The sequence below is a fragment of the Mannheimia sp. genome (assembly GCF_056854775.1).
The window spans coordinates 1-17,335 of the sequence record NZ_JBXGGI010000009.1 but is presented as its reverse complement, the minus strand read 5'-3'; the positions used below and the strand labels follow the sequence as shown (position 1 = coordinate 17,335).

Below are 17,335 nucleotides of genomic sequence, written 5' to 3'. Positions count from 1 at the left end.
CTCAAAGGCGAACAATGTTCGCCTTTTTCATTATTTTCTTACCCAAAATGTGAATGATGTCGCTAAATCATAAAAAATTTCACGTTTTCTGCGATTTCTCAGGTAGAATATTAAACAAACTAAAGCAACACAATCGCAAGGAGCATTTATGAACATTCCATTCTGCTTACCTGAAAACATTAGCCCTGAAACATTTTTACGTGAATATTGGCAAAAACGCCCTCTTTTAATTCGTAATGGCTTACCTCAAATTGTAGATTTATTTGAGCCGGAAGATATTATGGAATTAGCCTTAGAAGAGGAAGTTACTGCACGCCTTATTCAATGCAAAGGGGATAAATGGTCTGTAAAAGCAAGCCCGCTTGTAGAAGAAGATCTACAGAATCTGCCGGAGCAATGGTCTGTTATGGTGCAAAATCTTGAACAATGGTCGCCAGAACTGGGAGAATTATGGCAAGCCTTCGGCTTTATCCCACAATGGCAACGTGATGATATTATGGTGTCCTGCTCGCCATTAGGTGGCACTGTAGGAAAACATTATGATGAATACGATGTTTTCCTCGTTCAAGGCTATGGACAACGCCGTTGGCAGCTTGGCAAATGGTGTGATCCAAGCACAGAATTTAAACCAAACCAACCTATCCGTATTTTTGATGATATGGGCGAGTTGGTATTAGACGAAGTGATGAACCCGGGCGATGTGCTTTATGTGCCGTCCAGAATGGCACATTATGGCGTGTCAGAAAGCGATCAAGGCTTAACTTTCTCTTTCGGTTTGCGTTACCCGAATGCAACGGATTTAATGGAAAATATCTGCAAAACGATTGAGCATCAGGCGGATATGATTAACTCAGCGGAATTCCATATTCCATTCCGTTTATCGCCGAATGTGCAGCCAAATGCATTACTCGATCCGAAAATGGTGCAAACCCTGAAACATCAGTTAATCAACTTATTGCAAAACTCTGAGCAATTTGACGAATTATTTACCCATAGCGTGGCAACTGCCGCCAGCACTCGCCGTTATGAACTGCTACAAACAGATAACGAATATTATCCGGATGAAGTTCAACAAGTGTTGGAAGAGGGCGGCTGGTTACAGCAAGATGCCAATGTGAAGATTCTCTACACCGAAAACCCACAACGTCTTTATGTGAATGGCGAATGGATTGATGAGCTTAATGAGGCGGAAATGGCGTTGTTAATTCGTATTGCCAATGGCGACTCTATTTCGTGGAATAAACTTGCCTCTAAAGTACAAGACCAAGCGGAACTCGAGTTGATGCTAGACACTATCTGTGATTGGCTGGACAGCGGTTGGATTATTTTATCTGAAGCCGAATAATACGGAAACCTTTCACAAGCGGTTATTTTTGCAAAAAAAATTTGCAAATTTAACCGCTTGTTTATTTTATGTGAGAAATGGAAAATGCAAATCGAACAATATCAACAATGGGTTCGGGAGTTTTATCAACAGCAAGGTTGGTACGAGCGTAGCCCTTTTATGCGAATGACTTATCTGACTGAAGAAATTGGCGAAGTAGCCTGTGCAGTTAGAGCTATTGAAATCGGGCGTGAGCGACCGGACGAAACCGAGGCCTCACAACAGCAAAAGCGAGATAACCTCATTGAAGAGCTGGGCGATGTGATGGATAATTTATTCGTGCTTGCGGATAAATATGGTATTTCAATGACGGAAGTCATCACTCGTCATCAAACCAAATTTGAAGATCGCTATTTGCAAAAAAACACCGAGAAATAACCGCTTGTGATAGCATTATTATAAGAAAAAAGCCTTGGGTTTCCCCAAGGCTTTTATGCATTTCACTGCGTTGTAGCAAATTAGTCGCCAAGACGCTCTTTGATACGTGCAGATTTACCAGAACGCTCACGTAAGTAGTAAAGTTTAGCTTTACGTACTGCACCTTTACGTTTAACAGCAATGCTATCAATTACAGGTGAGTGAGTTTGGAATGTACGCTCAACGCCTACGCCGTTTGAAACTTTACGTAGTGTGAATGCAGAGTGCAAGCCACGGTTACGAATTGCAATAACCACGCCTTCGAACGCTTGCAAACGTTTTTTACTACCTTCTACTACCCATACCTTAACTTCTAATGTGTCACCTGGACGGAAGCTAGGTAAATTTTGTTTTAACTGTTCTTGTTCAAGTTGTTTGATGATGTTACTCATTTTAAAAACCTTCTATAATCCTAGAATTAACTGATTTTGTGTTGTTTTTTAATTTGATTCAACAACACTCTCTGTTCGTCAGTCAGAGCTAGGCTATCCAATAGCTCAGGGCGTCTTAACCACGTTCGTTCAAGCGATTGTTGTAACCGCCATTTGCGAATTTGCTCGTGGTGTCCCGACATCAGCACTTCTGGGACAGGCATACCGTCTAACACTTCAGGGCGGGTGTAATGTGGGCAATCTAATAATCCTTCTGCGAAAGAATCTTCCAACGCCGAAGCCTGTTTGCCTAATACACCGGGAACAAACCTTGCAACAGCATCAATTAATGTCATTGCAGGCAGTTCTCCCCCTGTCAGTACGTAATCTCCGATTGACCATTCCTCATCAACTTCGGTTTGAATCAATCTCTCATCAACCCCTTCATATCGTCCACAGATTAAAATCAGTTTCTGATTTGAAGCTAACGTTTGCACGCCGGCTTGATCAAGTTTACGTCCTTGCGGTGAAAGGTAAATTACTTTAGCCTCTACACCGTCTGCTGCTTTGGCTGCCTCTTTAGCTGCACGAATTGCATCACGTAAAGGCTGAACCATCATTAACATTCCCGGACCACCACCGTAAGGGCGATCATCCACGGTTTTATGTTTATCTAATGTGAAATCGCGAGGATTCCAACATTCAATTTGCAGCAGATTTTGTTTAACTGCACGTCCTGTTACCCCAAAATCGGTGATTGCTTTAAACATTTCAGGGAATAGTGAAATGATACCAATCCACATCATTAATGCCTCAAATGCTTTTAAAAGCTAACCGCATACCTGAGGTTAGAAACCAGCATCCCACTCCACCGTAATGGTTTTGGTGGCGAGATCTACTCTTTTAACTACTTGTTCGTATAAGAACGGAATTAATCGTTCTTGTTTACCAAAAGCATCTTTGCTGTTTGCACGCACCACTAACACATCGTTTGAGCCTGTTTCCATCATTTCAGTTACAGTTCCCATTGTGTAGCCTTCCAAGTTTACTACTGTACAACCGATTAAATCGTGCCAATAGTAATCCCCTTCTTCCAATTCAGGAAACACAGATAAATCCACACCAATTTCGGCATTAGTTAATAACTGTGCAGCTTCACGGTCTTCTGTACCCTTTAATTTCACAATCAAATCATTGCTGTGATAACGCCAAGCTTCGAGCTCGACTGGCTGCCATTGCCCTTTGATTTTTAAGAACCACGGCTGATAGTCGAAAATACTTTCAGATTGTTCTGTTGATGAATAGAGGCGTAACCAGCCACGGATCCCATAGGTTGAACCTAATTTCCCGACAACTTCAATTTTTTGTTCGCTCATACTCACCTACTTATATAATTTTGGCTTAAAAAATTAAGCTGCTTTGCGAGCTTCTTTAACTAAAGAAGCAACACGGTCTGATAAATCAGCACCTTTAGCAACCCAAGCATCTACTTTAGCCACATCTAAACGTAAACGTTCAGCTTGACCTGCTGCTAATGGGTTGAAGAAACCGATACGCTCGATAAAGCGACCATCACGAGGTGAACGGCTGTCCGCTACCACGATTTGGTAAAATGGGCGTTTTTTAGCTCCGCCACGAGTTAAACGAATGGTTACCATAACCTTTCCTCTAAAATGTTGATAGTAAAAAATAAACCCTCGTTCGAGGTGAGGGTAACGAACTTGCCCCAAAAGGGAAAACAAGCGGTCAAATTATACAGATTTTTTGCAAAAAAACAAGGTATATAAAGATCTGCATATAAAAGAAAACCCCGATAAGAATATCGGGGTTTTAGGTTCAAACTTAATTAGATTATTCCGCTGCTGCTTCTGCAGCAACTTCCGGACGATCTACTAACTCAATGTAAGCCATTGGTGCGTTATCGCCTGCACGGAAACCACATTTTAAGATGCGGGTGTAACCACCGGCACGATTTGCAAAACGTGGACCTAATTCATTGAATAATTTAGCAACTGTATCAACGTTGCGTGTACGGGCAAAAGCTAAACGGCGGTTTGCAACGCTGTCTGCTTTAGCTAAAGTAATTAACGGCTCAACTACACGACGTAACTCTTTTGCTTTTGGTAAAGTTGTCTTGATGATTTCGTGTTCAACTAGAGAACTTGCCATATTGCGGAACATCGCTTGGCGATGGCTGCTGTTACGGTTTAATTGACGTCCACTCTTACGATGGCGCATAACCTATTCCTTCTTAGAAAATCTATACCGAAACTAGTCTTCTGCAATGCTTGCAGGCGGCCAGTTTTCAAGGCGCATACCGAGTGATAAGCCACGAGAAGCTAGAACATCTTTGATCTCTGTAAGAGATTTTTTACCTAAGTTAGGCGTTTTAAGTAGTTCAACTTCTGTACGTTGGACTAAATCACCAATATAGTGAATTGTCTCTGCTTTTAAACAGTTAGCAGAACGAACTGTCAGCTCTAAGTCATCTACCGGACGAAGAAGAATTGGATCAAATTCTGGTTTTTCTTCTTTCACTTCAGGTTGACGAACATCACGCAAATCAACGAATGCAGCAAGTTGCTCTGCTAAAATCGTTGCAGCACGACGGATAGCTTCTTCTGGATCTAATGTACCATTAGTTTCCATCTCAATAACAAGTTTATCTAAGTCTGTACGTTGTTCAACACGTGCAGCTTCTACATTGTAAGCAATGCGATCTACTGGTGAAAAACGTGCATCAACTAGCAAACGACCAATTGGACGGTCATCGTTTTGAGTATGAAGACGTGCTGATGCAGGTACATAACCACGACCACGTTGCACACGAATACGCATACTAATTGACGCATTCTTATCTGTTAAATTACAGATAACGTGATCGGGATTTACGATTTCTACATCGCCATCGTGTGTGATGTCGGCTGCAGTTACAGGGCCAATTCCAGATTTATTGAGTGTCAAAATAATATCATCTTTATTTTGCACTTTCACCGCTAGACCTTTAAGGTTTAATAATACCTCAAGAATATCTTCCTGAACGCCTTCTTTGCTGCTGTATTCGTGTAATACACCATCAATTTCAACTTCAGTAACTGCACAACCCGGCATAGATGAAAGTAAAATGCGGCGAAGTGCGTTGCCTAATGTATGGCCAAAACCACGTTCTAACGGCTCTAATGTCACTTTAGCGCGAGTTGAACTAATTTGTTCAATATTCACTAAGTGCGGCTTTAAAAATTCTGTCACAGAACCCTGCATTTTTTCCTCTCTTTGCGGTTAAGCTAACTATTATTTAGAGTAAAGCTCAACAATCAGATGTTCATTAATATCTGCTGATAGATCTGAACGCTCTGGACGACGTTTAAATACGCCTTCCATTTTAGTCGCATCAACTTCTAACCAAGTCGGTTTTTCACGTTGAGTCGCTAATTCTAATGATGCTTTAATACGTGCTTGTTTTTTCGATTTTTCACGAACAGCAACAACATCATCAACAGAAACTTGGAATGAAGGAATGTTTACTACACGACCATTTACTACGATTGATTTGTGGCTAACAAGCTGACGTGCTTCTGCACGAGTTGCAGCAAAACCCATACGATAAACTACGTTATCTAAACGACCTTCTAATAATACTAATAAGTTCTCACCGGTATTACCTTTTAAGCGGTTTGCTTCTGTATAATAGTTACGGAATTGACGCTCTAAGATACCATAAATACGGCGAACTTTTTGTTTTTCACGTAACTGACTACCGTAGTCAGATAAACGTGGCTTGCGAGCACCGTGTTGACCAGGGGCTACATCAAGTCTATTTCTACATTTTGATTCAATCGCACGAACGCCTGATTTTAAGAATAAATCAGTACCTTCACGACGGCTTAGCTTGAGCTTAGGACCCAAATATCTTGCCATTTTCTTTCTCCAATGATTCTAACGTCAATTATACACGACGTTTTTTCGGTGGACGACAACCGTTATGTGGAATCGGAGTCACATCTGTAATGTTCGTGATACGGAAACCCGCTGCATTTAATGCACGGATTGTTGATTCACGACCCGGACCCGGACCTTTAACCATAACTTCCAAATTCTTTAAACCAAACTCTTTAACCATTTCTGCACAACGCTCTGCAGCAACTTGAGCAGCAAATGGAGTTGATTTACGAGAACCACGGAAACCTGAACCACCTGCAGTTGCCCAAGCAAGAGCATTACCTTGACGGTCAGTAATGGTAACGATTGTGTTATTGAAAGATGCGTGGATATGAGCTACGCCATCTGCAATCTGTTTTTTAACGCGCTTACGTGCGCGAACTGGTGTTTTAGCCATTATTTATCTACTCCGACTATTTTTTGATCGGTTTGCGTGGACCTTTACGGGTACGCGCATTAGTCTTAGTACGTTGACCACGTACCGGTAAACTACGACGATGACGTAAACCACGGTAGCAACCTAAGTCTAAAAGACGTTTGATGCTTAAAGTTACTTCACGACGTAAATCACCTTCGACAGTAAATTTACCAACTTCTTCACGCAGTTTTTCAATCTGCTCTTCAGACAATTCTCTGATCTTTACATCTTCAGCAATACCCGTTGCAGCACAGATAGCTTTTGCACGAGTTTTACCGATACCATAAATAGCAGTTAATGCGATTACAGTGTGTTTCTGATCAGGAATGTTAATGCCTGCAATACGGGCCACTATGCACTCCTATTATTTAAGTTTATTGATATACTGATCTTGAAAAGCCCGTTTCAGGATACTCAAACAGTATATCAGGACGAATGAGCTGAGCAGTATAACTGCTCAGCGGGTTCTTTGCAAGAAATATGCGTAAATTAACCTTGACGTTGTTTGTGTTTAGGGTCGCTACAAATTACACGAACCACACCTTCACGCTTGATTACTTTACAATTACGGCACATTCTTTTAACTGAAGCACGAACTTTCATTGCTTATCCTTTGTTAAGGGCTTATTGACCTAAGCCTTTTAAGTTAGCTTTCTTCAACACAGAATCATATTGTTGAGACATTAAATGGCTCTGAACCTGTGCGATGAAATCCATAATAACAACCACTACAATTAATAAAGAAGTTCCGCCTAATTGGAATGGAACTTTCCATAATGATGTAATGATGTAAGGAACCAAACAAACAAAAGTAATATATAACGCACCGATTAAGGTTAAACGTGTCATTACTTTATCAATGTAACGAGATGTTTGTTCGCCTGGTCGATAACCTGGTACAAACGCACCTGATTTCTTAAGATTATCCGCTGTATCACGAGGATTATACTGCATTCCTGTATAAAAGAATGCGAAGAAAATTACTGCCATTGTAAATAGGACAATGTACAATGGTTGACCTGGCTGTAATAGTTGTGAAAGGTTAAATAACCATTCGAAACCCTCACTTTGACCAAACCACTGAGTAATACTTGCAGGGAATAAAATAACACTTGAAGCAAAAATTGCTGGTATTACTCCTGCCATATTAACTTTTAGCGGTAAGTGTGAAGATCTTGCAGGTGCCATCATTCTACCTTGTTGGCGACTTGCATAATTCACAACAATTCTTCTTTGTCCACGTTCAACAAAGACAACAAAATACGTTACTGCAAATGCAATTATTGCGACTAATAGTAATACAATAAATGACAACTCACCTTGGCGAGCTTGTTCAATTGTCTGCCCAATAGTTGCCGGAAGATCCGCAACAATACCTGCAAAGATAATCAATGAGATACCATTTCCGATACCACGCTCAGTGATTTGTTCACCTAGCCACATAAGGAACATTGTCCCTGTTACTAAGCTTATTACAGAAGTTATATAGAATAAGATATTTGGATTAGGAACTAATCCTTGTACCATATTCGGTAGGGCTAATGAAATACCAATAGATTGAATAAATGCTAATAGTAATGTACCGTAACGAGTATATTTACTAATTTTTCTGCGACCTGCCTCACCTTCTTTCTTTAATTCAGCTAAAGGTGGGTGAATCGCTGTCAATAATTGAATAATAATTGACGCTGAAATATAAGGCATAATACCTAATGCAAATATAGATGCACGGCTTAAAGCACCACCAGAGAACATATTGAACATATCAATGATGGTGCCTTGCTGTTGTCGAATTAATTCGGATAATACAGAAGCATCAATGCCAGGAACAGGTATAAAAGAACCGATTCGGAAAACGATTAACGCACCTAAAACAAATAACAACCTTGATTTAAGCTCGCCAGTCCCTTTTTGTGTACTACCTTGGTACCCTGGTTGCTTTGCCATCTATTATTCCTCGATAGAACCGCCAGCAGCTTCGATAGCAGCTTTAGCACCTTTAGTTACACGTAAGCCTTTAATTACAACTGCTTTGTCAATTTCACCCGCTAAAATTACTTTAGCTGATAAAATATCTTTAGTAATAATATTAGCTGCTTTTAATGCTTCTAAAGTTACTTCGTTACCATCTACTTTAGCTAAGTCGTTTAAACGAATTTCAGCCACATGGAATGATTTTAGTGATGTAAAACCAAATTTTGGTAAACGACGGTATAAAGGCATTTGACCACCCTCGAAACCACGACGAACACGTCCGCCTGAACGAGATTTTTGACCTTTATGACCACGACCACCAGTTTTACCTAAACCAGAACCAATACCGCGACCTAAACGTTTTCCACTGTGCTTAGCACCTTCAGCTGGAGAAAGAGAATTTAAACGCATTCTATTACTCCTCTACTTTAACCATATAAGATACTTGATTGATCATACCACGCACTGCCGGTGTATCTTCAAGTTCTACAGTATGACGAATATGACGAAGACCTAAGCCTTTTAACGTTGCTTTATGTTTCGGTAAACGAGCAATAGAGCTACGAGTTTGAGTTACTTTAATTTTTGCCATATCCAATTACCCCAAAATTTCTTCAACTGTTTTGCCACGTTTTGCAGCAACCATTTCAGGTGATTTCATGTTTTCAAGTGCATCAATTGTTGCACGAACAACATTAATTGGGTTAGTTGAACCATACGCTTTAGAAAGAACGTTACGAACACCTGCAACTTCTAATACTGCACGCATTGCACCACCTGCGATGATACCAGTACCTTCGCTTGCTGGTTGCATAAATACGCGTGAACCAGTATGAGAACCTTTAACAGGATGTTGTAATGTACCTTCATTTAAAGCTACATTAATCATATTGCGACGAGCTTTCTCCATCGCTTTTTGGATTGCTGCTGGAACTTCACGTGCTTTACCGTAACCAAAACCAACACGACCATTACCATCGCCCACTACTGTTAAAGCAGTGAAACTCATGATACGACCACCTTTTACGGTTTTTGAAACACGGTTAACCGCGATTAGCTTTTCCTGCAGTTCACCAGCTTGTTTTTCGATGTTTGACATCTCAAATTCCTCTATTAGAACTGTAGACCAGCTTCACGAGCAGCATCTGCTAATGATTGCACACGACCGTGGTATTTGAAACCAGAACGATCAAAAGCAACCGCTTGAATACCTTTGGCAATTGCACGCTCAGCTACGATTTTACCCACTACTGCTGCGGCTTCTTTATTACCGGTATATTTAACTTGCTCTTTAATTACTTTTTCAACAGTTGAAGCTGCTGCTAGTACTTCTGAGCCATTAGGTGCAATTACCTGCGCATAGATATGGCGAGGTGTGCGATGCACAACTAAACGTGTTGCACCTTGCTCTCTCATCAAATGACGTGCACGGGTTGCACGACGGATACGAGCTATTTTCTTATCCATAGTGTTACCTTACTTTACTTTTTCTTCGCTTCTTTAGTACGTACAACCTCATCAGAGTAACGTACACCTTTACCTTTATAAGGCTCAGGTTTGCGGTATGCACGAATATCTGCTGCTACCTGACCAATTAACTGTTTGTCAGCACTTTTCAGAATAATTTCTGTTTGTGATGGACATTCACCAGTTACGCCAGCTGGCAACTCATGTTCTACAGGGTGTGAGAAACCTAAACTTAAAGCAACAGCATTGCCTTTCATTTGAGCTCTATAACCAACACCCACTAATTGCAATTTCTTAGTAAAGCCTTCAGTAACACCGATAACCATAGCATTAACAAGTGCACGAGCAGTACCCGCTTGTGCATCTGCATTAGCAACACCTTCACGAGGTGCAAAAGTTAATGCGTTATCTTCATTTTTTACTTCAACTGCATTGTGAATTTCGCGAGATAACTCGCCATTTTTACCTTTAACTGTTAATAGCTGACCGTTAAGTTTTACCTCAACACCGGCAGGAATATTAACAGGTGCTTTTGCAACACGAGACATTCTTCCTACCCCTTTATTATGCTACGTAACAGATAATTTCACCGCCGAGACCAGCTTGGCGAGCTGCACGGTCAGTCATTACACCTTTAGATGTAGAAACAACCGCAATACCTAAACCACCCATAACTTTTGGTAATTCGTCTTTACGTTTATAAATACGAAGACCTGGACGGCTTACACGTTGAATACTTTCTACAACAGGTTTGTTTTGGAAATATTTTAAAGTAATTTCCAGTTCAGGTTTTGCACCTTCAACAACTTTAACGCTTTCGATATAACCTTCTTCAGCTAAAACATTTGCGATAGCAACTTTTAACTTAGATGAAGGCATACTGATTGCAACTTTATTCGCAGCTTGACCGTTACGAATACGGGTCAGCATATCTGCGATTGGATCTTGCATGCTCATGTATTTACTCCCATGATTCCAAATTAAAAGAGGTTATTACCAGCTTGCCTTCTTAAGACCCGGAATTTCGCCACGCATTGCAGCTTCACGGACTTTAATACGGCTTAAACCAAACTTACGAAGTACACCATGTGGACGACCAGTTTGACGGCAACGATTACGCTGACGGATTGGACTTGAATCACGTGGTAAAGTTTGTAACTTTAACACTGCATCCCAACGTTCTTCATCAGAAGAGTTTTCATTTGAAATAATCGCTTTTAACTCTTGACGTTTTGCGTAGAACTTATCAGCTAATTTAGCACGTTTTACATCACGTGCGATCATTGATTGTTTTGCCACGATAACCTACCTTATTTACGGAATGGGAAATTGAAAGCCGCTAATAAAGCTTGACCTTCTTCATCACTTTTCGCTGTTGTGGTAATAGTAATATCTAAACCACGCACACGATCTACTTTATCGTAGTCGATTTCAGGGAAAATGATTTGTTCACGAACACCCATACTGTAATTACCACGACCATCGAATGACTTAGCGTTTAAACCGCGGAAGTCACGGATACGTGGAACAGCGATAGTAATCAATCTTTCAAAGAATTCCCACATACGTTCACCACGTAGGGTTACTTTGCAACCGATTGGATACCCTTGACGGATTTTAAAGCCTGCAACAGATTTGCGAGCTTTGGTTACTAATGGTTTTTGACCGCTAATTGCTGCTAGATCTGCTACTGCGTTATCTAACAGTTTTTTATCGGTCAATGCTTCACCCACACCCATATTCAGGGTAATCTTTTCGATTCGTGGGACTTGCATGACAGATGAGTAGTTGAATTTCTCTTTTAATTCATTAACTACTGTATCTCTGTAGTAATCATGCAGTTTCGCCATCACATTACTCCAGTTAATTAAATTAATTTCTCGTTAGATTTGAAGAAACGTACTTTTTTACCATCTTCAATTCTAAATCCTACACGGTCAGCTTTGTTGGTTTCAGGGTTGAAAATTGCAACATTTGAAGCATCAATCGCAGCTTCTTTTTTCACTAAACCACCAGCTTTACCTAATGCAGGAACTGGTTTCTCGTGTTTAGTTACGATGTTGATACCCTCAACAAAAACTTTACCATTTGGTAACACTTTAGTTACCTTACCACGTTTGCCCTTATCTTTACCGGTAAGAACAATTACTTCATCGTTTTGACGGATTTTTGCAGCCATTACATTCTCCTTATAGTACTTCTGGAGCTAAAGAGATGATTTTCATAAACTTCTCAGAACGAAGTTCACGAGTCACCGGTCCAAAAATACGAGTACCGATTGGTTGCTCAGTGTTATTGTTTAAAATTACACAAGCATTGCCATCGAAACGAATAACTGCGCCATCTGGGCGACGAACACCCTTCTTGGTGCGCACAACAACTGCTTTTAACACATCACCTTTTTTAACTTTACCGCGTGGAATTGCTTCTTTCACAGTAACTTTGATGATATCGCCGATAGCAGCGTAACGACGGTGCGATCCACCTAGAACCTTGATACACATTACGCTACGAGCCCCTGAGTTATCAGCAACATCCAGCATAGTCTGTTCTTGGATCATATTAGTGCTCCGTTAAAATAAAAAAACACCCTTTCGGGACGAACCTGTTTACAGAACATAAACAGGGTGCAAAATATACTAAAAATAAAGAAATTAATCAAGTAATTTTTAAGTATTATTCTTGATTTCAATGATATATTTTTAGTGAAGTATTTTCCATCTTATCGCATCTTAGCAAGCGGTCGAAAAACAGAGAAAATCTGCAAAAAATTAGAAAAATTTAACCGCTTGTACTGTTATCATCTTGCCTTAATGACTTGTATAAAATTAAAAACCTCAGCAAATTGCTGAGGTTTTATTATTTCTAGTTAATTAAGCAACAACTGCTTTCTCAACTACACGAACTAAAGTCCAAGATTTAGTTTTTGAAACAGGACGACATTCCTTAATTTCAACTACATCACCTAATTTAGCTTCGTTGTTTTCATCGTGTACGTGAAGTTTAGTAGTACGACGGATAAACTTACCATATAAAGGATGTTTAACTGTACGTTCGATAGCAACTACAAATGATTTGTCCATTTTGTCGCTAACCACTTTACCTTGTACTGTACGAATTTTATCAGTCATTATTCACCCGCCTTTTCGGTTAATACAGTTTTCACTTGTGCAATACTACGACGCACTTGTTTTAACTGGTGGGTTTGTTGAAGCTGACCGGTGGCTGCCTGCATACGCAGTTTGAATTGCTCACCTAAAAGGTTTACTAATTCGCCATTCAGCTCTTCAACACTTTTGTTACGTAGTTCTTGAGCTTTCATTACATCACCGTTTTAGTTACAAATGTGGTTTTGAACGGAAGTTTAGCTGCTGCTAAAGCAAACGCATTGCGTGCAACTTCTTCAGAAACACCATCCATTTCATATAATACTTTACCCGGTTGGATTAGGGCTACCCAGTACTCAACGTTACCTTTACCCTTACCCATACGGACTTCTAATGGTTTTTCAGTGATTGGTTTGTCTGGGAAAACACGAATCCAGATTTTACCTTGACGTTTTACCGCACGGCTCATCGCACGACGAGCAGCTTCAATTTGACGTGCTGTTAAACGACCACGTCCAACCGCTTTTAAACCGAATGAACCGAAGCTCACTTCTGTACCACCCGCGATACCACGGTTACGGCCTTTGTGTACTTTACGGAATTTTGTGCGTTTTGGTTGTAACATTCAGCGATCTCCTTATTTACGACCTTTGCGAGCTGGCTTTTTAGGCTGTGCCGCTGGTTCTTTTTCAGATTCAATCACTGCAGCCATTCCACCAAGAATTTCACCTTTGAAGATCCACACTTTTACGCCAATTACGCCGTAAGTTGTGTGAGCTTCAGCTGTGCTATAATCGATGTCTGCACGAAGTGTATGTAGAGGTACACGACCTTCACGATACCACTCTGAGCGAGCAATTTCTGCACCACCTAAACGACCGCTAACTTCAACTTTGATACCTTTAGCACCTAATTTCATTGCGTTTTGAACCGCTTTTTTCATAGCACGGCGGAACATTACACGACGTTCAAGTTGAGAAGCGATGCTATCTGCTACTAATTTAGCATCTAGCTCTGGTTTTTTCACTTCAGCAATGTTGATTTGAGCAGGAACACCTGCAATTTTAGCAACTGCATTGCGTAATTTTTCAACATCTTCGCCTTTTTTACCGATAACGATACCTGGACGAGCTGTGTGAATAGTTACACGAATACTTTTTGCAGGACGCTCAATAGTGATGCGTGATACAGAAGCGTTCGCTAACTCTTTGTTTAAAAATTTACGTACTTTGAAATCGCCATCTAAGTTATCAGCGAAATCTTGTGTATTCGCGAACCAAGTAGAGTTCCAAGGTTTAACAATACCTAGGCGAATACCATTAGGATGTACTTTCTGACCCATTTGTTATTCTCCACTTAATTAACGATCTGACACAACCACTGTGATGTGGCTTGTACGTTTTAAAATACGATCTGCACGACCTTTTGCACGTGGCATTACACGTTTCATGCTTGGACCTTCATCAACGAAGATTTTAGCAACTTTAAGATCATCGACATCTGCACCGTCATTGTGCTCTGCGTTTGCAATAGCTGACTCTAAAACTTTCTTAACAAGCGTTGCTGCTTTTTTGTTAGTGAAAGTTAAGATTTCTAGTGCTTGCGCAACTTTTTTACCACGGATTAAGTCAGCAACTAAGCGAGCTTTTTGGGCAGAAGTACGAGCGTAACGATGTTTAGCAATAGTTTCCATCTTTTACCTCTTATTTCTTAGCTTTCTTATCTGCGGCGTGACCGCGGTATGTACGAGTCGGGGCAAATTCACCTAATTTATGACCGATCATTTCGTCGGAAACATAAACAGGAACGTGCTGACGACCATTATGGACTGCGATGGTCAAACCAATCATTGATGGAATGATCATTGAACGACGGGACCAAGTTTTGATTGGTTTTTTATCCCCGCTTTCCACCGCCTTCTCTACCTTCTTCAACAAGTGTAGGTCAAGGAAAGGACCTTTCTTGAGGGAACGTGGCATTGGTGTTTACCTTTTAGTTAATGAATAAAATTATTTGCCACGACGACGTACGATGAATTTATCAGTACGTTTATTGTGACGAGTTTTCTTACCTTTGGTTTGAACGCCCCAAGGAGTAACTGGGTGTTTACCGAAGTTACGACCTTCACCACCACCGTGTGGGTGGTCTACCGGGTTCATCGCAGTACCACGAACAGTTGGACGAATACCTCTCCAACGGTTTGCACCTGCTTTACCAAGAACGCGAAGCATATGCTCTGAGTTACCTACTTCACCGATAGTTGCAGTACACTCAGCTAATACTTTACGCATTTCGCCTGAACGAAGACGTAAAGTTACATAGTTACCTTCACGAGCGATAATTTGTACATATGCACCTGCAGAACGAGCGATTTGACCGCCTTTACCAGGTTTTAATTCCACGTTGTGAACAGTTGAACCAACTGGAATGTTACGCATAGGTAATGCATTACCTACTTTAATAGGTGCTGAAGCACCAGCTTGAATCGTATCACCAGCAGATAACCCTTTTGGTGCTAAGATATAACGGCGTTCACCATCTTTATAAAGAACTAATGCGATATTCGCAGAGCGATTTGGATCGTATTCTAAACGCTCAACAACAGCTGAAATGTCTAATTTGTTACGTTTGAAGTCAATTAAACGGTAGTGTTGTTTATGACCGCCACCAATGTGACGAGTTGTAATACGACCTAAGTTATTGCGACCACCGGTTTTAGATTTAGTATCTAAAAGTGCTGCAAAAGGTTTACCTTTATGTAGCTCAGTGTTCACAACTTTAACTACGTGACGACGACCAGCGGAGGTCGGCTTACATTTAACGATAGCCATTTATATTATCTCCTCTGATTATTCTGCCGCACCTTCAACGAAGTCAAGTGATTGACCTTCTTGAAGAGTTACATAAGCTTTTTTCCAGTCACTACGACGACCAACTTTAGCACCACGGCGTTTAGTTTTACCTTTAACCACTACAGTACGTACAGAATCTACTTTTACTTCGAAAAGTTGTTCAACTGCGTTTGCAATTTCAACTTTGTTTGCATCTAATGCAACTTTGAATACGATAGTATTGCCTTTTTCTGCGTTGTTTGTCGCTTTTTCAGAGATATGTGGTGCTTTTAACACATTTAGCAAACGTTCTTGTTGAATCATGCTAACATCTCCTCAATTTGTTTCACTGCATCTACAGTAACAACCACTTTATCGAAAGCGATTAAGCTTACTGGGTCAATACCTTGAACATCACGCACATCAACTTTATATAAGTTGCGTGCTGCTAAGAATAGATTTTCATCTACATTTGCAGTGATGATAAGAGCGTCAGTTAACGCCATATCTTTTAATTTTTGTGCTAATACTTTAGTTTTTGGTGCATCGATCTCGAATTTCTCAACAACCACTAAACGGTCTTGACGAACTAATTCAGAAAGAATGCTTTTGATTGCACCACGGTACATTTTTTTGTTCACTTTTTGGCTGTGATCTTGTGGTTTAGCAGCAAATGTTACACCACCAGAACGCCAGATTGGTGATTTGATATCACCAGAACGTGCACGACCTGTACCTTTTTGACGCCAAGGTTTTTTACCTGAACCAGACACTTCAGCACGAGTTTTTTGAGCACGACTTCCTTGACGAGCACCTGCTGCATAAGCAACAACTACTTGGTGGATTAACGCTTCATTAAACTCACGTCCGAAGGTAGTTTCAGAAACAGTTAGTGCGTTTGCACCTACAACTTGTAATTCCATCTCTATCTCCTAGACTTATGCTTTAACTGCCGGTTTCACGATAACATCACCATTAGTTGCACCTGGAACAGCACCTTTAACTAATAGTAATTTACGCTCAACATCTACACGAACAACTTCAAGTGATTGAACGGTTACACGCTCAGCACCTAAGTGTCCTGCCATTTTTTTACCTTTAAACACACGACCCGGAGTTTGGTTTTGACCAATAGAACCAAGTACACGATGTGATAAAGAGTTACCGTGTGTAGCATCTTGAGTACGGAAGTTCCAGCGTTTAACACCGCCTTGGAAACCTTTACCTTTTGATGTACCAGTAACGTCAACTTTTTTAACATCTGTAAAGATGTCAACATTGATTTCTTGACCTAAAGTGAATTCTTCACCTTCAGTACGAAATTCCCATAAACCGCGACCAGCTTCAACACCTGCTTTCACGAAATGACCTGCTTCTGGTTTAGTTACACGACTTGCTTTTTTAGAGCCAGTAGTAACTTGAATTGC

General features: G+C 40.5%; 33 protein-coding genes. 2 read left to right on the top strand and 31 right to left on the bottom strand.

The window, feature by feature from the left end; genetic code table 11:
* The first annotated feature begins 148 nt into the window (after positions 1–148).
* Entirely contained in the window at positions 149–1,345 is a 1,197-nt protein-coding gene (locus ACJHV0_RS00660; protein ID WP_483133079.1) for a ribosomal protein uL16 3-hydroxylase, read from the top strand.
* A gap of 84 nt (positions 1,346–1,429) precedes the next feature.
* The gene (locus tag ACJHV0_RS00655) at positions 1,430–1,762 is read left to right on the top strand and encodes a MazG nucleotide pyrophosphohydrolase domain-containing protein (RefSeq protein WP_483133078.1); all 333 of its coding nucleotides are present in this window, start codon (positions 1,430–1,432) and stop codon (positions 1,760–1,762) included.
* 80 nt (positions 1,763–1,842) lie between these two features.
* Here the strand turns inward: ACJHV0_RS00655 and rplS are convergent, their stop codons facing one another.
* From rplS to rplC, 31 genes are all read right to left on the bottom strand, one after another.
* Positions 1,843–2,193 carry a 50S ribosomal protein L19 gene (rplS, locus tag ACJHV0_RS00650; protein ID WP_025236905.1) on the bottom strand — a complete coding sequence of 117 codons (351 nt, stop codon included), beginning with the start codon at positions 2,191–2,193 and terminating at the stop codon, positions 1,843–1,845.
* Positions 2,194–2,219: 26 nt separating this feature from the next.
* Positions 2,220–2,975 (bottom strand): tRNA (guanosine(37)-N1)-methyltransferase TrmD, encoded by a 756-nt coding sequence (trmD, locus tag ACJHV0_RS00645; RefSeq protein ID WP_334247952.1) that lies wholly within the window; start codon positions 2,973–2,975, stop codon positions 2,220–2,222.
* Between the two features lie 45 nt (positions 2,976–3,020).
* Complete coding sequence (rimM, locus tag ACJHV0_RS00640) at positions 3,021–3,548, bottom strand: ribosome maturation factor RimM (protein ID WP_025236907.1); 528 nt, start codon at positions 3,546–3,548, stop codon at positions 3,021–3,023.
* A gap of 33 nt (positions 3,549–3,581) precedes the next feature.
* The gene (rpsP, locus tag ACJHV0_RS00635) at positions 3,582–3,830 is read right to left on the bottom strand and encodes a 30S ribosomal protein S16 (RefSeq protein ID WP_005599334.1); all 249 of its coding nucleotides are present in this window, start codon (positions 3,828–3,830) and stop codon (positions 3,582–3,584) included.
* A gap of 193 nt (positions 3,831–4,023) precedes the next feature.
* On the bottom strand, positions 4,024–4,410 hold the full coding sequence (rplQ, locus tag ACJHV0_RS00630; RefSeq protein WP_027073865.1) for a 50S ribosomal protein L17: 387 nt from the start codon (positions 4,408–4,410) through the stop codon (positions 4,024–4,026).
* Positions 4,411–4,443: 33 nt separating this feature from the next.
* The gene (locus ACJHV0_RS00625; RefSeq protein WP_025236909.1) at positions 4,444–5,433 is read right to left on the bottom strand and encodes a DNA-directed RNA polymerase subunit alpha; all 990 of its coding nucleotides are present in this window, start codon (positions 5,431–5,433) and stop codon (positions 4,444–4,446) included.
* Between the two features lie 30 nt (positions 5,434–5,463).
* A complete protein-coding gene (gene rpsD, locus ACJHV0_RS00620) occupies positions 5,464–6,090 on the bottom strand; it encodes a 30S ribosomal protein S4 (RefSeq protein ID WP_006250017.1) in 627 nt (208 codons plus the stop codon).
* A gap of 28 nt (positions 6,091–6,118) precedes the next feature.
* Positions 6,119–6,508, bottom strand: a complete 390-nt coding sequence (gene rpsK / locus ACJHV0_RS00615; RefSeq protein WP_005705959.1) for a 30S ribosomal protein S11 — start codon at positions 6,506–6,508, stop codon at positions 6,119–6,121.
* 16 nt (positions 6,509–6,524) lie between these two features.
* Positions 6,525–6,881 (bottom strand): 30S ribosomal protein S13, encoded by a 357-nt coding sequence (rpsM, locus tag ACJHV0_RS00610; protein WP_005599322.1) that lies wholly within the window; start codon positions 6,879–6,881, stop codon positions 6,525–6,527.
* Positions 6,882–7,018: 137 nt separating this feature from the next.
* Entirely contained in the window at positions 7,019–7,132 is a 114-nt protein-coding gene (gene rpmJ, locus ACJHV0_RS00605; protein WP_006250018.1) for a 50S ribosomal protein L36, read from the bottom strand.
* 21 nt (positions 7,133–7,153) lie between these two features.
* Positions 7,154–8,476 (bottom strand): preprotein translocase subunit SecY, encoded by a 1,323-nt coding sequence (secY, locus tag ACJHV0_RS00600; protein ID WP_025236910.1) that lies wholly within the window; start codon positions 8,474–8,476, stop codon positions 7,154–7,156.
* 3 nt (positions 8,477–8,479) lie between these two features.
* Positions 8,480–8,914, bottom strand: coding sequence for a 50S ribosomal protein L15 (gene rplO / locus ACJHV0_RS00595; RefSeq protein WP_025236911.1), 435 nt, complete (start codon positions 8,912–8,914; stop codon positions 8,480–8,482).
* A gap of 4 nt (positions 8,915–8,918) precedes the next feature.
* Complete coding sequence (gene rpmD / locus ACJHV0_RS00590) at positions 8,919–9,095, bottom strand: 50S ribosomal protein L30 (protein ID WP_006250021.1); 177 nt, start codon at positions 9,093–9,095, stop codon at positions 8,919–8,921.
* Positions 9,096–9,101: 6 nt separating this feature from the next.
* Positions 9,102–9,602: a 30S ribosomal protein S5 gene (gene rpsE, locus ACJHV0_RS00585; RefSeq protein WP_005705945.1), complete on the bottom strand. Its 501-nt coding sequence runs from the start codon at positions 9,600–9,602 to the stop codon at positions 9,102–9,104.
* A gap of 14 nt (positions 9,603–9,616) precedes the next feature.
* Positions 9,617–9,970: a 50S ribosomal protein L18 gene (gene rplR / locus ACJHV0_RS00580; RefSeq protein WP_025236912.1), complete on the bottom strand. Its 354-nt coding sequence runs from the start codon at positions 9,968–9,970 to the stop codon at positions 9,617–9,619.
* Between the two features lie 14 nt (positions 9,971–9,984).
* Entirely contained in the window at positions 9,985–10,518 is a 534-nt protein-coding gene (gene rplF, locus ACJHV0_RS00575; RefSeq protein WP_025236913.1) for a 50S ribosomal protein L6, read from the bottom strand.
* A 16-nt stretch (positions 10,519–10,534) separates the two neighbouring features.
* A complete protein-coding gene (rpsH, locus tag ACJHV0_RS00570; RefSeq protein WP_025216416.1) occupies positions 10,535–10,927 on the bottom strand; it encodes a 30S ribosomal protein S8 in 393 nt (130 codons plus the stop codon).
* A 36-nt stretch (positions 10,928–10,963) separates the two neighbouring features.
* Positions 10,964–11,269, bottom strand: coding sequence for a 30S ribosomal protein S14 (rpsN, locus tag ACJHV0_RS00565; protein WP_025216415.1), 306 nt, complete (start codon positions 11,267–11,269; stop codon positions 10,964–10,966).
* Positions 11,270–11,280: 11 nt separating this feature from the next.
* The gene (rplE, locus tag ACJHV0_RS00560; RefSeq protein WP_025236914.1) at positions 11,281–11,820 is read right to left on the bottom strand and encodes a 50S ribosomal protein L5; all 540 of its coding nucleotides are present in this window, start codon (positions 11,818–11,820) and stop codon (positions 11,281–11,283) included.
* A gap of 17 nt (positions 11,821–11,837) precedes the next feature.
* Complete coding sequence (gene rplX, locus ACJHV0_RS00555) at positions 11,838–12,149, bottom strand: 50S ribosomal protein L24 (RefSeq protein ID WP_283386706.1); 312 nt, start codon at positions 12,147–12,149, stop codon at positions 11,838–11,840.
* A gap of 10 nt (positions 12,150–12,159) precedes the next feature.
* Complete coding sequence (gene rplN, locus ACJHV0_RS00550; RefSeq protein ID WP_005711998.1) at positions 12,160–12,531, bottom strand: 50S ribosomal protein L14; 372 nt, start codon at positions 12,529–12,531, stop codon at positions 12,160–12,162.
* A 312-nt stretch (positions 12,532–12,843) separates the two neighbouring features.
* Positions 12,844–13,101, bottom strand: coding sequence for a 30S ribosomal protein S17 (gene rpsQ / locus ACJHV0_RS00545; RefSeq protein ID WP_025236916.1), 258 nt, complete (start codon positions 13,099–13,101; stop codon positions 12,844–12,846).
* The gene (rpmC, locus tag ACJHV0_RS00540; protein ID WP_005711179.1) at positions 13,101–13,292 is read right to left on the bottom strand and encodes a 50S ribosomal protein L29; all 192 of its coding nucleotides are present in this window, start codon (positions 13,290–13,292) and stop codon (positions 13,101–13,103) included. Before rpmC ends, rpsQ begins: the two co-directional genes overlap by 1 nt.
* Entirely contained in the window at positions 13,292–13,702 is a 411-nt protein-coding gene (gene rplP, locus ACJHV0_RS00535; RefSeq protein WP_025218237.1) for a 50S ribosomal protein L16, read from the bottom strand. The genes rpmC and rplP overlap by 1 nt, the downstream gene beginning before the upstream one ends.
* Positions 13,703–13,714: 12 nt before the next feature.
* Positions 13,715–14,419, bottom strand: coding sequence for a 30S ribosomal protein S3 (gene rpsC / locus ACJHV0_RS00530; RefSeq protein WP_025218238.1), 705 nt, complete (start codon positions 14,417–14,419; stop codon positions 13,715–13,717).
* 18 nt (positions 14,420–14,437) lie between these two features.
* Positions 14,438–14,770 (bottom strand): 50S ribosomal protein L22, encoded by a 333-nt coding sequence (gene rplV / locus ACJHV0_RS00525; RefSeq protein ID WP_025236917.1) that lies wholly within the window; start codon positions 14,768–14,770, stop codon positions 14,438–14,440.
* Between the two features lie 10 nt (positions 14,771–14,780).
* A complete protein-coding gene (rpsS, locus tag ACJHV0_RS00520) occupies positions 14,781–15,056 on the bottom strand; it encodes a 30S ribosomal protein S19 (protein ID WP_005539416.1) in 276 nt (91 codons plus the stop codon).
* A 30-nt stretch (positions 15,057–15,086) separates the two neighbouring features.
* Positions 15,087–15,908, bottom strand: a complete 822-nt coding sequence (rplB, locus tag ACJHV0_RS00515; RefSeq protein ID WP_483133077.1) for a 50S ribosomal protein L2 — start codon at positions 15,906–15,908, stop codon at positions 15,087–15,089.
* A gap of 18 nt (positions 15,909–15,926) precedes the next feature.
* Positions 15,927–16,232, bottom strand: coding sequence for a 50S ribosomal protein L23 (rplW, locus tag ACJHV0_RS00510; RefSeq protein ID WP_025236919.1), 306 nt, complete (start codon positions 16,230–16,232; stop codon positions 15,927–15,929).
* A complete protein-coding gene (gene rplD, locus ACJHV0_RS00505; RefSeq protein WP_025236920.1) occupies positions 16,229–16,831 on the bottom strand; it encodes a 50S ribosomal protein L4 in 603 nt (200 codons plus the stop codon). Before rplD ends, rplW begins: the two co-directional genes overlap by 4 nt.
* A 15-nt stretch (positions 16,832–16,846) precedes the next feature.
* Positions 16,847–17,335 (bottom strand): 50S ribosomal protein L3 (gene rplC, locus ACJHV0_RS00500; protein WP_483133076.1); only part of this gene is annotated, 489 nt, incomplete at its 5' end.

Bases quoted from the DNA above. Each gene is read 5' to 3' on its own strand.
- rpsH (WP_025216416.1), bottom strand. From the start codon at position 10,927: ATGAGCATGCAAGATCCAATCGCAGATATGCTGACCCGTATTCGTAAC.
- rplQ (WP_027073865.1), bottom strand. From the start codon at position 4,410: ATGCGCCATCGTAAGAGTGGACGTCAATTAAACCGTAACAGCAGCCAT.
- rpmJ (WP_006250018.1), bottom strand. From the start codon at position 7,132: ATGAAAGTTCGTGCTTCAGTTAAAAGAATGTGCCGTAATTGTAAAGTA.
- rplX (WP_283386706.1), bottom strand. From the start codon at position 12,149: ATGGCTGCAAAAATCCGTCAAAACGATGAAGTAATTGTTCTTACCGGT.
- rpmC (WP_005711179.1), bottom strand. From the start codon at position 13,292: ATGAAAGCTCAAGAACTACGTAACAAAAGTGTTGAAGAGCTGAATGGC.
- rplO (WP_025236911.1), bottom strand. From the start codon at position 8,914: ATGCGTTTAAATTCTCTTTCTCCAGCTGAAGGTGCTAAGCACAGTGGA.
- rplD (WP_025236920.1), bottom strand. From the start codon at position 16,831: ATGGAATTACAAGTTGTAGGTGCAAACGCACTAACTGTTTCTGAAACT.
- rimM (WP_025236907.1), bottom strand. From the start codon at position 3,548: ATGAGCGAACAAAAAATTGAAGTTGTCGGGAAATTAGGTTCAACCTAT.
- ACJHV0_RS00660 (WP_483133079.1), top strand. From the start codon at position 149: ATGAACATTCCATTCTGCTTACCTGAAAACATTAGCCCTGAAACATTT.
- ACJHV0_RS00655 (WP_483133078.1), top strand. From the start codon at position 1,430: ATGCAAATCGAACAATATCAACAATGGGTTCGGGAGTTTTATCAACAG.
- rplW (WP_025236919.1), bottom strand. From the start codon at position 16,232: ATGATTCAACAAGAACGTTTGCTAAATGTGTTAAAAGCACCACATATC.
- rplS (WP_025236905.1), bottom strand. From the start codon at position 2,193: ATGAGTAACATCATCAAACAACTTGAACAAGAACAGTTAAAACAAAAT.
- rpmD (WP_006250021.1), bottom strand. From the start codon at position 9,095: ATGGCAAAAATTAAAGTAACTCAAACTCGTAGCTCTATTGCTCGTTTA.
- rpsK (WP_005705959.1), bottom strand. From the start codon at position 6,508: ATGGCTAAAACACCAGTTCGCGCACGTAAGCGCGTTAAAAAACAGATT.
- rpsE (WP_005705945.1), bottom strand. From the start codon at position 9,602: ATGTCAAACATCGAAAAACAAGCTGGTGAACTGCAGGAAAAGCTAATC.
- rplR (WP_025236912.1), bottom strand. From the start codon at position 9,970: ATGGATAAGAAAATAGCTCGTATCCGTCGTGCAACCCGTGCACGTCAT.
- trmD (WP_334247952.1), bottom strand. From the start codon at position 2,975: ATGTGGATTGGTATCATTTCACTATTCCCTGAAATGTTTAAAGCAATC.
- rplP (WP_025218237.1), bottom strand. From the start codon at position 13,702: ATGTTACAACCAAAACGCACAAAATTCCGTAAAGTACACAAAGGCCGT.
- rpsP (WP_005599334.1), bottom strand. From the start codon at position 3,830: ATGGTAACCATTCGTTTAACTCGTGGCGGAGCTAAAAAACGCCCATTT.
- rpsQ (WP_025236916.1), bottom strand. From the start codon at position 13,101: ATGACTGATAAAATTCGTACAGTACAAGGTAAAGTGGTTAGCGACAAA.
- secY (WP_025236910.1), bottom strand. From the start codon at position 8,476: ATGGCAAAGCAACCAGGGTACCAAGGTAGTACACAAAAAGGGACTGGC.
- ACJHV0_RS00625 (WP_025236909.1), bottom strand. From the start codon at position 5,433: ATGCAGGGTTCTGTGACAGAATTTTTAAAGCCGCACTTAGTGAATATT.
- rpsC (WP_025218238.1), bottom strand. From the start codon at position 14,419: ATGGGTCAGAAAGTACATCCTAATGGTATTCGCCTAGGTATTGTTAAA.
- rplN (WP_005711998.1), bottom strand. From the start codon at position 12,531: ATGATCCAAGAACAGACTATGCTGGATGTTGCTGATAACTCAGGGGCT.
- rplF (WP_025236913.1), bottom strand. From the start codon at position 10,518: ATGTCTCGTGTTGCAAAAGCACCTGTTAATATTCCTGCCGGTGTTGAG.
- rpsS (WP_005539416.1), bottom strand. From the start codon at position 15,056: ATGCCACGTTCCCTCAAGAAAGGTCCTTTCCTTGACCTACACTTGTTG.
- rplE (WP_025236914.1), bottom strand. From the start codon at position 11,820: ATGGCGAAACTGCATGATTACTACAGAGATACAGTAGTTAATGAATTA.
- rpsD (WP_006250017.1), bottom strand. From the start codon at position 6,090: ATGGCAAGATATTTGGGTCCTAAGCTCAAGCTAAGCCGTCGTGAAGGT.
- rplB (WP_483133077.1), bottom strand. From the start codon at position 15,908: ATGGCTATCGTTAAATGTAAGCCGACCTCCGCTGGTCGTCGTCACGTA.
- rplV (WP_025236917.1), bottom strand. From the start codon at position 14,770: ATGGAAACTATTGCTAAACATCGTTACGCTCGTACTTCTGCCCAAAAA.